Below are 12,283 nucleotides of genomic sequence, written 5' to 3' on the forward strand. Positions count from 1 at the left end.
AGGCGATCGCACTTGTGATGATGGACTTGATGTAGGCGATCGCTCTTGATTGTTGCTAAATTGTAAATTTATGTAAACACAAGGATAAATTTTTCCTGTCTCAACTGAAGAACTTATAGAACCAAGGCGCCAATTGGGAGAGTTCTGTGAATAGTGGATGAGAGGAAAATGATGAATTTTCAACAAGCAGAATTATATACACGTATTCAAGAGTTTTCTTTGGACGAAAATGATGCTGTTTATCCTTTCAGCAAGAGACTCGCGAAAGAAAATGGTTGGAGTGTTGAATATACAAAACGGGCAATTGAGGAGTATAAAAAGTTTGCTTTTTTATCAGTTGTTGCGGGACATACGGTAACGCCATCAGAACAAGTAGATCAAGTTTGGCATTTCCACCTAACTTATACACATTCTTATTGGGACGAATTTTGTTCAAAAGTTTTACAAACACAGCTGCATCACAATCCGACTCGTGGTGGTAATGTTGAACATCATAAATTCCAAGATTTGTATATTCAAACTTTGGCAAGTTACGAGTATTTTTTTGGGCAAATTCCACCACAAGATATTTGGTCAGCACCGCATATTCGTTTTGGTAATGATACTAATTTTGTGCGGGTGAATACTCAGGAAAATTGGATTTTATCTAAACAATTATTCCAGTTTTCAACTATAAATTTAGCTCGTTTGAAACTACGCCATTTAGGAAATATTTCACCAGTTTTATTAATGCCATTTTCTTTGGGATTAATAGTAGCAAACAATGAGCCTTTATTAGCAGCTTCGATTAATAATCCACTGAGTTTCAATGGATATGAATTTCTCTGGTTTTATTTTTTGCTAGCAATTTTTGCTTTTTTATGCGCTATAATTTTGCGTTTGTTTTTCAGAACATCTGTGAATAATTCTCTGGGTGAATCTAGCTATCTAGATGCTTATGAATTAGCATATTTAAATGGTGGTGCATATCGAGCCGTAGATACTGCGATCGCGAAACTTGTTCAAGACAAAGTTCTGACAGTATCAGCAACAGGGCATACTTTATATCTAGAAAATGCCCCATCTGCCAATAGTCATCGTTTGGAAAAATCAATAGCAGAAGCAATGATTGAGGAAAGCATTAGTGGTACGAATTCTGTTCCGATTGAAACTATTCGCACAAGGGTAATATCAGCAACGAATTCAATTAGGCGAAACTTGGAAAACCAAGGTTTATTAGTTAGCGATCGCCAAGCAAGAATAATTAAAATTGCGACTGCAACACCCATCTTAGTATTATTGCTGTTGGGAATAAGCAAGATTATCGTGGGAGTTTCCCGCGATAAACCTGTAGGTTTCTTGGTAGGAATGTGCATTGTAATAGCTATTGCTGGCTTATCGCTATTGGCTAAACCACACCGCACTCGATTTGGCGATCGCACTCTCAATTACTATCGTTCATCCTACTCCAATTCATCTGACATTGCATTTGCATTTGCTTTATTCGGTAGTGCAGTCTTAATAGGTTCTTTAGCAGATTTAAAACAAGCCTTCGCATCATCAAAGACTATCAGTAGTACTAGTAGTGGCGGTGATATTGGTTTTACTGCTGGCTGTAGTGGCGGTGGTGGATGTGGTAGCGGGTGTGGTGGTGGATGTGGTGGATGTGGCGGATGTGGCGGTTAAGTTGGAATATTTATGAAGAATTCAATTAATGATGTCTCAGGTAGTTCCGCAAGTTGAGGTAGAAAATTTTACAGTGATTGATGCTGCCAATGGTAGTAGTATCCCAAAACTTGCTTCTTTATTAGAACAGTTGCGTCAGACTACTGGTATCGATATTAGTAAGGCAATTCATGAATTTAAGGGTGACGGAAAAATTCTCATTCCGGAAGTGAAATCAAATCTGGATAAACGTCCCTAGAAACTGTAGCAGTAGATTGAGCCAAGACTGTTAAAAGTTAACCAATCCTTTACAGTATGGATGAATTCAAAGCGCAAATCCTCCAACTTGTTCAACAAGCTTGTCAGCAACCCAGAGGTAGTTTAGAACGCAAAAGGGAACTAAATAAAATTATTTATCTGATTCAAAAGTCAGGTAAACTTTTGCGGAGTAATGGTGTACCTGATGCTGAGGAAGCTTTGCAGCAAACTTGGATATATTTCTGTCAAAATCTCTGTGAAGCCACAACTGCTAAAGAAGCCTACAATCCAAATAAAGGTTGTGTGACATGCTGGTTAAATATTTACTTGAATTATCGCCTGAAAGATATTTACCACAGAAGACAAGAAAGGGACAAAAAAATTATTTCTCCTTTCTCTGGAGAAAATGGTGAAGAAATAGATCCGGTAAATTTAATTCCCGCACCACCCGAACCATCTCCCATAATCAAAGATATTCGGGAATGGCTGACAACAGAAGCCAAGAAATTACAGCGGATTCATATTAGCGATCGCCCTGATATTAATTGTCAAGTTTTGATTGAACGCCGTTTTTTTTTAGAAGTTGCTTGGAAAGATATATCCCAAGATTTTGGTGTATCTATTCCCACTCTCAGTGGTTTCTACCAAAGAAAATGTCTTCCGATTTTGGAAGAGTTTTGTAAATCCCAAGGCTATCTTGATTAAGTGTATTTGAAGTTTAAATCTACAACTATGAATTACATCATTGAGCATCAAACTATATCTATTCCGATTCCTGAAGAATTCCGAGAAAATTCCCTGAAGTTTGCCAGAGAACAACTAACACAAAGAAAAGCTCAACAAGTCTATTTAAATACTTTGGCTGTTCAGGTAGTTAAGACTTATTTGCACATGCTAGATATTCCCACAGATTTAGCATCTAGCTATAGTTGGAATCCTTATAGAAGGTTAATTGATAATGTTGCTGATTTGGTGTTGACTGGGGTAGGACATTTGGAATGTCGAGTAATTCGCACAGGCGATCGCGTTTGTGAAATTCCACCAGAGGTTTGGGATGATCGCATTGGTTATGTGGTTGTCGAAATCAATCAAACCTGTAAAGAGGGTAAGATTTGGGGATTTTTACCTCATGTCACAGCAGCAGAAATTGATCTTAATCAGCTACAGCCATTGGATGAATTAATTGAGCGATCGCATCTAGTTTATTTGCGCTCATGGCTGGAAAATATTTACACAACTGAGTGGCAAGCTGTTGAAGAATTCACCAGTAAAATTAAACCTCAATTTGCTTTCCGTTCTATTAAACGTGTCAGAGGATTGAAATTAGAATCACCAGATATTGTGTGGCAAATTATCGAGCAATTATACCCCAATCATAGTTGGCAAAAAGGTTTACCAAGCAAATTTTTGTCAAAAAAGTTCAACAATCGTCGTGAAAATATTGAGATCAATAATAATAGTCATACTTCATCCGAACTTCTAGATATTTTGGTTTATTTAATTCAAACTACTGAAGATGAAGAAACACGTTGGACTCTTGCAGAAATTTTGTGGACTCTACAACCTAATCACCCTACTGTAAGTGCTAGACGCATCATGGATTTAGGAATGCAGTTAGATGGTAATGCTGTAGCATTAATGGTAGCGATTTTATCTAAACCAGATCAAACAATCGCTGTGTTATTCCGGGTTTATCCGATGAATAATGCTTATTTACCATCAGGTTTGCAATTAGCAGGATTATACGATAATGGACAACCATTTTTAGAAGTTCAAGCTAGAGAAGAGGATGATTATATTCAATTAAAGTTTTGTGCGGAATTTGGGGAAAGATTCCAAGTTAGAGTTGGTTTAAATGATGCTGTGATCACAGAAAATTTTGTGATTTAGATATCGAATACAAATAGATTATTCGCCCTTGTCGGTAATGGGTAATCGGTAATGGGAAAAACCAATGACATAAACTCAATGACTAAACTTTATTTCGTAAGCAATTAGTCAGACTTGATATTATGAAGGGGTGGAAAATGTGGTTAAGCGGATTAAACTAGTCATTTTTGAAATCGGGGAGGGTTCTTTTGAGAGGGGATTTCCTATCAAAGTGAGAATTGGTCAACCTGGGAAACCTCATATTGCTGAAATTTCTGGTAGATTACCACCTGCACCAGATGTTCCGACAACATACACTACATGGCAATCTATTTATGAGAAATTACCAGCAAATTGGTTAATTATTATCCCGAAAAACCAGATTACAAACTTCTCTAGTAAAGATGCTTGTAATCAAGCAGCTCACAAATTTCAAGATAGTTTCAACAACTGGTTAAATCAACCATCTGTTTTAGAAGTAGAGCGACAATTATCAAAACAAATTGGTAATTCTGAAGATGTTCGCTTTATTTTACAGACTCAAGATTCATTGCTGCGAAGATTACCTTGGCATTTATGGGGTTTTTTCTCTACTAGCCATCCCCAAGCCGAAATAGTAATTAGTTCAGAATACGAACCATCGACAAAGCAACTGAAAATACCAGTCAAAATTTTGGCAATTTTAGGTAGTAGTGAAGGAATTGATCTGCAACAAGATTTAGATTCTCTCAACAATTTACCAGGTGCAAAAGTTGAAGACTTAATAGAACCCACACGCCAAAAAATTATTAAAAATCTCAGAACTGAATCTTGGGATATTTTATTTTTTGCGGGACATAGTATCAGTCAAGAAGGTGACGCTGGGGGAAAAATTAAAATCAATAATAATGAGAGTTATTTATCATTACAAAACTTGCGCTACTCTCTCCGATATGCTGTGAAAAAGGGATTAAAATTAGCTATTTTTAACTCTTGTGATGGATTGGGATTAGCCCGCAATTTAGCTAATTTACGCATTCCCTATACAATTGTCATGCGGGAACCTGTGCCTGATGTTATTGCTCAAGAGTTTTTAAAATATTTTCTCACAGCCTTTAGTAGTGGTGAATCTTTATATACATCTGTAAATCAAGCGCGGGAACGCTTACATGAAGAATGGGAAAGAGATTATCCTTGTGCTTCTTGGCTACCTGTAATTTTTCAAAATCCAGCTGCAAGAGAACTCAAATATCCCCGAATTCTCAATTGGAAAGAAAAGGTTTTCCGCGCAGCTATTGTGACAGTTTCGCTGGGGTGTATTGGTGCAGTTTTATGGCGTGGTATTGATGAGATTAACTTCCGTAACCGTTTTAGTGATGGTAATAAAATCTTAGTCAAAACAGTAGAAACTGAATTGAAAAAGCAAGGTGTACAAGCATTTTTAGGTAAAAATTATCATCAAGCAACTGATAAATTCCAAAAATCTTTGCAAATTCAACCCAATGATCCAGAGTCGTTAATATATCTGAATAATGCCAAGATTGGCGAGCAAGCAGCATTAACAATAGGGGTTGCAGTTCCGATTGGTACAAATCCTGATGTTGCCCAAGAAATTTTACGAGGGGTAGCACAATATCAAAATGAAATTAACCGTAAAGGTGGTATTAATGGCAAATTATTAAAGTTAGAAATCGTCAATGATGATAATAATCCTGTTATTGCTGAAAGAGTTGCCCATAAATTTATACAAGATCAGAATATCTTAGCAGTAATTGGACATAATAGTAGTGATGCTAGTGTGCCTGCTTCTAAAATTTACCAGGATGGAAAATTGGTGATGATTTCACCAACAAGTGCTTCTCAATTAGTAACTGATCCCCAAAATCGTAGTCAGGGTAGCTATATTTACAGGACCGTAGTTGTAAATGATGTGATTGCTGAAACTCTAGCTGATTATACAAAAAAAATAGGCAAAACTCGTATTGCGATCTGTCGTGATTCTCAAGCAAAAGATCAGTCTTATGAACCTGCAATAGCTTCAGCACTTGCCAAAAATAACACTCAATTAATTGATATTCACTGTGATTTAGCAGCCAAAAATTTTCAGCCAAAACTTGCCATTGAACGTGCTAAAGAAAAAAAAGCCGATAGCATATTTCTCAATCCCCATGTAGACAGAATTGATAAAGCTATAGAAGTTGCTAAAGCCAGTAAAGGCCAATTTATGCTATTTGGTAATCCCAGTATGCAAACTAAAAAAACTTTGATGGCTGGTAAAGCTGTCAACGGTTTAGTGATGGCTGTTCCTTGGCACGCTGATGCTTCTGCTAATAAGAACTTTGTCAAAGATGCCTATAAATTATGGCATAATCCAGAGTCTATTACTTGGCGCACAGCAAATGCTTATGATGCTGCCAACACAATTGCCCAAGCATTAATGCAAAATGTAAATGATAACACCAGAGATGGCATCCAAGAAGCTTTATCTAATACTTTTTCTTTAGAAGGCGCTACGGGAACTATTCAATTTTCACCTTGGGGCGATCGCATCGGTACGGCGGTGTTGGTGGAAGTCAAACCTGATCCCGACAATACGAGTCACTACAAATTTGTACTCAAAGGCTCTATTTTTAATCGCCTCAGCTTGGGTGACAAAATATTAGTGAAAGATCATCTCAGTAGCGAGAAAAAAGCAGGTGTAGAAGCTTTTGCGACAGAAAATTATGATCAGGCGATCGCATCGTTTCAAAAATCTCTGCAAAAAATACCCAATGACCCCGAAACACACATATACTTACAAAATGCCCTTGCTGCTCGTCATGGCAAAGTTTTAAAAATTGCTGTTAGTGTTCCGATTGGTAGCAATATCAATGTTGCCAAAGAAATACTGCAAGGTGTGGCGCAAGCTCAAAATGAAGTTAATCAAAAAGGTGGGATTCAAGGATATTTTTTGCAAGTAGAAATAGCTAATGATGACAATGATCCTGATATTTCTAAACAAATTGCCAATTTTTTTGTCAAAAACAAGCAAATTTTAGCAGTTATTGGTCATAATGCTTCTGATGCTTCTGTCGCAGCTTGTGGAATTTACGAAGCAGGGAAATTGGTTAATATTTCTCCTACTAGCTTTTCGTTAAAATTATCAGGATGTGGTTCCTATGTATTTCGCACTTCTCCGAACCTGCGTTTTTTAGCTGATTCTGTTTCCCACTATGCTATTAATTTTGCTCGTGTCAAAAAATTTGCTATTTGTGTAGATGAAAAAGCGATAGATAATCAATCTTTTCGCGATGAATTTACTTCTTCTACTATCGCCAACGCTGGAAAAATTGTGAGTATTCACTGTGATTTTTCAGCACCAGATTTTAATCCTGATAAAATTATTGCGGATGCAATTATTAATGGTGCTACTGGTTTATTTTTAGCTCCCCATATAGATAGAATTAGTAAAGCTTTAGATTTAGCCAAAGCCAATCAAGGCAAACTCAAATTATTTTCCAGTACTTCACTATATACTTTACAAACTCTACAAAAAGGACAAGCTGATGTGAATGGTTTAGTGTTAGCTGTCCCTTGGGAAATTAGAAGTAATATGGGCAGCGAATTTAGTAGAAACTCTCAGAAACTTTGGAGTAGCTTAGTTACTTGGCGTTCTGCAACAAGTTACGATGCAACTGTAGTCATTATTAAAGGTTTACAGCAAAGTAAAACTCGCAATGGACTGCAACAAGTCTTACATAATCCCAATTTTTCAGATAACGGTGCGACTGGTAAAATCCAGTTTCTACAATCAGGCGATCGCTATATTCAAAACAAAAATGATATTGTCATAGTCCAAGTTCAACCAAGCCGTACATCTGCAAATAAATATGAATTTTTCCCTTTAAATCCTTAATGCCAATATAAAACTTTTTCTTTAACTAAATTGCGTCCATCGCGAGAAACTTTGAGAATTTTCCGATTGAGAAGATAATGAGTTTTACCTTTAACCGCAATATATTCACTATCTTCTGTTTTCTGAGAAGAATTGTAATTTAGCTGTAATGGTAGAGTGATGATATTATTTCCATTCTTAGTAATAGCTACATAAGTATCTGGCGTTTGTTTACCACAAATATATACAATATAGTTTTTGGTTGCAGCTTCTACAAAGGAAGTATGACCTGTCGGACAACCCCTAGCTAAAGATTGACCATCAGCTGCGATCGCATGATTAACTTTTTCTCTTAAAACAACACTACTACGTTTAGTGAATTTAGTGATTACTAATTCATAAGGTGTAACAGTATATATTACGCCATTGTTCTTAGCAAAGTAAGCTTCATCGACTTGGTTACTGACAGGAAGAGTAATTTTCCAACCACTATTTTTAGAAAATTGTACGTAGTATCCTAAAGGATTTGTTTCATCTCCTTTGCAAATGTAAATATAATATTTAACTGTCTCAAAAATTCTCTTCGTTAGCAATTTTGCAGATGGGCAAACTTGTTTTTGTGTCAGTTGTATTAGGGGATTATTGAAGTTATTTACTGATGTAGATTCTTTTTTAATTTGTTCTTGCGCCTTTGCGAAAGGTGAGAAAAATGATAAGCAGCCGAGACAGACAAAGGCTAAATTTAAACTTCCTTTGTAATACAATTGAGATTGTAAAATCTTCATATTTTTACTATTTTAAACAGCAAAACTACCGCCGCAAATAACTAGTTAGTGGCGTTGAAATATCAGTGTTTTAACGGTTGCAAAGCTTGAAATTATTATCATACGAAAAAAAATCCAGAACAACTAAAAGTCCTGGACTTATTTATTTTTTTAAAAATCTAATTATTAAATAAAGTTATTGTTAGTAAATAGTCAATTGTCAATTGTCAATTGTCATTAAGCAATTGATAAGTCCCCCTTGTCCCCCCACACTCCCTTCCACTTCTCATCCCCTTGACTCACACTCCTGTCGAGTAATGTGATGGCGATAGCGAAACATTGCTTCTAGCTGCACATTGACTAACCAACCACCTAGAAATTCGACTGGAGATCCACCAGGTAAAGAAAAAGAAATTTCATCAGTCAACCTAGTTTTACCGTTTTCGGGTTCAAATCGATGTCGATGTACCCAATACTCAAAAGGGCCAGATATTTGCTCATCGGTAAACAAATGATATTCTTCGTATTCAGTATGACGCGCCAACCAACGTAAAGGTAATGGCCCCAAAAACAGGCGAAATTCCGTGACAGCACCCACACCCAACCCTCCCTCGCGACGCATGACTTGCACGGGTTGCCAAGGTGGAGTTAGCATTTGTAAAACATCCGGTCTTTCATGAAATCGCCACACAACCTCTACAGGTGCATTAATTACTGAGGAGTACTTAAAGTCCAGCATTGAGAACAACCTCAAACTTAGCCTTCATATTCAGTATCAATTTCAATATCCAGAGTCTCTTCATCGACACGGATGTATAAAATATTGGGACGACAGCAAACCTGACAATCTTCCACATAAGATTGTTGTCCACCTCCACTCAAGTCAACAAAAGTCAGATTTGTTTCCCCACAATAAGCACAATAAAATTCTGCTGTAGTTTGCATTTATCAATTTTAGATTTTGGATTACTAATTGCCAATGAATTATTTTCTTATCATTAACCATTAGCAATTAGCAATTGCTCAGATGGTTTAAACTGACTTGTGGCTTCTGTTAGATGCTTTTGCAGGGTAGACTGTGGTAATGGGCCATGCAAATGATCCCAAGGTAAGACTTGCTCAGTTGACCAGTTAGCATAAACATAAAAATCTAACTCAGGTAGTTTCCCTCTCAGTTCCTTAAAAGCACGTTTGTAGCTACCCAGAGAATCCCCAAAGTTGCGAGTCAGTTCTAACAGGTGTGATAATCTGCGATCGCCCCTCGATATCAAAGCTTGAATTATAGACCAATTGTAACTTTCTGGGCGAAAATCTATCCCTTGGGGTTTAAGCTGTTTTTGTAATAACTGCAAGCGTTTTTCTGCTTGACGATTTACCCCAAACCATTGAAATGGTGTGTGCGACTTGGGTACAAAGGTACTGCATCCCAATGTTAACCGTAAACCGGGAGCAGCTTTTTTGATCTCACGCATCATTGTGACAGTAGCATCTAAATCCTCTGGTTCCTCACCAGGAATTCCTACCATCCCGTAAAGTTTTAAACCTGTTAATCCTCCAGCTTTAGCATTGATTGCTGCTTGGAGAATCTCATCGTTGTGTAGCTTTTTATTAATAATTTGCCGTAATCTTTCCGAACCACTTTCTACAGCAATTGTCAAAGATTTCGTATCTCGTTTCGCCAAAGTTTGCGCTAATTGCACCGTCACAGTATTAGTTCGCACCGAAGCAATACTCAACCGCACATCATCGTATTTTGGCTGACTAATATAATCTAATAAATTATCAAATTCAGGATGTTGAGTCACTGAAGCGCCCAATAATCCCAGCCGATTTGTCACAGCTAAACCTCTCTCAATTGCTGGAATTAATGACTCTTCAATACTCGCAGTTCTAAAAGGTAAAGTCAGATAACTCGCCAAACAAAAACGACACATTTCTGGACAACTTCTCACCACTTCTACCATATAAATATTTTCCCAAGCAGACTTTTGAGTGACTACAGTAGAAGCTGATAAAATATTGCCGCGATAAGTTTGCTTTTGAATTACAGCCGGAATTTCTGATGCAATGGTATGAATAGATTTAATCCCACCATCAACATTATGATATTCTACTGTATACAAACTCGGAACATAAATTCCTGGTACTTGTGCTAGTGTTTTTAGTTGAGTTTGGCGATCTGCATTTCTCACAGTTTGATAAGCATCGATAAAATTACCAAGCAGATTTTCGCCATCCCCCAAAAGAATGACATCAAAAAAATCTGCAAAGGGTTCTGGGTTAGCTGTGAGAACAGGCCCACCACCAAAAACTATGGGATGATGATCATCACGATTAGCTGTGCGGATCGGAACTTCTAAAAATTCCAGTAAATTCAAAATATTCACATAATCCAATTCCCAAGACACAGAAAAGCCGAGTAATTCTGGTTCTCTGGGAAGTGACTCATGCATATCAGTAAACAGGCGGCTTACCTGTACATCTGCACGCATAGCCAAAGTCGCCCATACTATTTGATAGCCAAGGCTAGTGATACCTACCGTATACTCGTTAGGAAAGGCAAATATTGTCGAAATAGCGTTATTTTCAGGAGTAGCAGGTGTAAATAAAAGGCGTTCGGCAGAAAAAACAGATGATGTCACAGGTAATAATTTCAGAAAGATAATGTTTATCTATATCTAATTTTAAGCCATAAAATTATCAGGTTAAAAATTAAAGTTATCAAGTTAGCTAAAATTATTGGTAAAGCCGACAGATAAAGCCCATATATTAGCCATAAAAAAATTCCTATATTAAAGCTAATTAGCATAATATAGGAAACGTCTTTGGCTGATTTAGTACGCCATGTTTTCAGCAACTGTGGTACAAAAGAAAATGTTGTTAAGGTAGCGGCTACCAATCCTAGAATTGTAATAAAATCCATCAGATTTAATAGTTAAATTACTATAGTAATCCTATAGTCAGGTGTATAAAGAATAAACTCGATGCTGCCTGTGCTACTCTAATGTGCTGAACCAAGTTTCTAAATCTGCTTGAACCTGAAAATCTAACAATGCTTCACCAAGATTTTCTAATTGTTCTAAGGAGAGATTTTCAATTCGTTCTAGCACTTGTTGAGGTAATTCTCCTATACGACGAGTCAGTTGACGCAGAATTAGCGATCGCTCTCCTTCTTGTCGTCCTCGTTGTTCTCCCCGTTGTTCTCCCCGTTGTTCTCCTTCTGCAAGGATTTCCTGATAAATTACTGACTCACGCATCATACCCTCCCGAAATAAATTTCTAATCAAGTCTTTTTTATATTTTAACCCCGCTAAAATTTGGGTATAAGCAGAAATTTCTGCTCGTTGTTGTGGTTTAAGTTGATTGACTCGTTCCACAACTTGTTGTAACAACGCTTGGGGTTGGGTGGTTGCTGTCAGTGGTGCTAATGGTAATAAAGCCTGGTTATTGAGAAATAGTTCCGGGTTTTCTTCCCATATCCGAATTACACGATATTCATGACGGGTGGTTTCAAGATGAAAAGCGGTTTCAATCACTGTTTCTGGTGTCGGGGGAAGCAATAATACGACAACTTGTGTGATTGGTAGACGATATAACCGATACAACCTTACCCAATAATCGAGCATCCGCAGGGGTAGGGGTGGTGTGGATTCGAGTTTGGTTTGAAATTCTAAATGGAGAATGCGTTCTTGTAATTGTAGAAATGTGACGTAATCAGCACGAATCGGTTCGATACTCAATTCGCTTTTCAGGACGGTGACTTCGGTTTGCGGTGTTCCTAATACCCAACTAGCAAAGGTAACGGGATGTTTTTCCGACAGGAGTTTGCACAGGTTATCAAACGACATTGAGAATCGACAATAATCTCACACAGCATTGTGATTATCTCCTAGAT

Annotated in this window: 11 protein-coding genes; 5 read left to right on the top strand and 6 right to left on the bottom strand. The window is 37.3% G+C overall.

All coding sequences use genetic code 11. From position 1 onward, the window contains the following. The first annotated feature begins 168 nt into the window (after positions 1-168). From ACE1AT_RS23295 to ACE1AT_RS23315, 5 genes are all read left to right on the top strand, one after another. Positions 169-1,665 carry a TIGR04222 domain-containing membrane protein gene (locus ACE1AT_RS23295; RefSeq protein WP_374872691.1) on the top strand — a complete coding sequence of 499 codons (1,497 nt, stop codon included), beginning with the start codon at positions 169-171 and terminating at the stop codon, positions 1,663-1,665. 28 nt (positions 1,666-1,693) lie between these two features. Next, entirely contained in the window at positions 1,694-1,903 is a 210-nt protein-coding gene (locus tag ACE1AT_RS23300; protein ID WP_374872694.1) for a hypothetical protein, read from the top strand. A 56-nt stretch (positions 1,904-1,959) separates the two neighbouring features. Further along, entirely contained in the window at positions 1,960-2,607 is a 648-nt protein-coding gene (locus tag ACE1AT_RS23305) for a sigma-70 family RNA polymerase sigma factor (protein ID WP_374872697.1), read from the top strand. A gap of 27 nt (positions 2,608-2,634) precedes the next feature. After that, positions 2,635-3,792, top strand: coding sequence for a DUF1822 family protein (locus ACE1AT_RS23310; RefSeq protein ID WP_374872700.1), 1,158 nt, complete (start codon positions 2,635-2,637; stop codon positions 3,790-3,792). Between the two features lie 139 nt (positions 3,793-3,931). Next, the gene (locus ACE1AT_RS23315; protein ID WP_374872702.1) at positions 3,932-7,645 is read left to right on the top strand and encodes an ABC transporter substrate-binding protein; all 3,714 of its coding nucleotides are present in this window, start codon (positions 3,932-3,934) and stop codon (positions 7,643-7,645) included. Here ACE1AT_RS23315 and ACE1AT_RS23320 read toward each other — a convergent pair. From ACE1AT_RS23320 to ACE1AT_RS23345, 6 genes are all read right to left on the bottom strand, one after another. After that, on the bottom strand, positions 7,642-8,409 hold the full coding sequence (locus ACE1AT_RS23320) for a hypothetical protein (protein WP_374872705.1): 768 nt from the start codon (positions 8,407-8,409) through the stop codon (positions 7,642-7,644). The two genes, ACE1AT_RS23315 and ACE1AT_RS23320, sit on opposite strands and share 4 nt — an antisense overlap. Positions 8,410-8,674: 265 nt before the next feature. Beyond that, positions 8,675-9,127: an SRPBCC family protein gene (locus ACE1AT_RS23325; RefSeq protein ID WP_374872707.1), complete on the bottom strand. Its 453-nt coding sequence runs from the start codon at positions 9,125-9,127 to the stop codon at positions 8,675-8,677. 17 nt (positions 9,128-9,144) lie between these two features. Next, the gene (locus ACE1AT_RS23330; protein ID WP_009458505.1) at positions 9,145-9,333 is read right to left on the bottom strand and encodes a CPXCG motif-containing cysteine-rich protein; all 189 of its coding nucleotides are present in this window, start codon (positions 9,331-9,333) and stop codon (positions 9,145-9,147) included. Between the two features lie 53 nt (positions 9,334-9,386). Further along, positions 9,387-11,030 (bottom strand): B12-binding domain-containing radical SAM protein, encoded by a 1,644-nt coding sequence (locus ACE1AT_RS23335; RefSeq protein ID WP_374872710.1) that lies wholly within the window; start codon positions 11,028-11,030, stop codon positions 9,387-9,389. Between the two features lie 26 nt (positions 11,031-11,056). Further along, complete coding sequence (locus ACE1AT_RS23340) at positions 11,057-11,311, bottom strand: SemiSWEET transporter (protein WP_017313682.1); 255 nt, start codon at positions 11,309-11,311, stop codon at positions 11,057-11,059. 73 nt (positions 11,312-11,384) lie between these two features. After that, entirely contained in the window at positions 11,385-12,236 is an 852-nt protein-coding gene (locus ACE1AT_RS23345; protein WP_374872711.1) for an Rpn family recombination-promoting nuclease/putative transposase, read from the bottom strand. Positions 12,237-12,283 lie beyond the last annotated feature (47 nt).

The organism is Pelatocladus sp. BLCC-F211 (assembly GCF_041928655.1).
In the GTDB taxonomy this organism is placed as follows: domain Bacteria; phylum Cyanobacteriota; class Cyanobacteriia; order Cyanobacteriales; family Nostocaceae; genus Pelatocladus.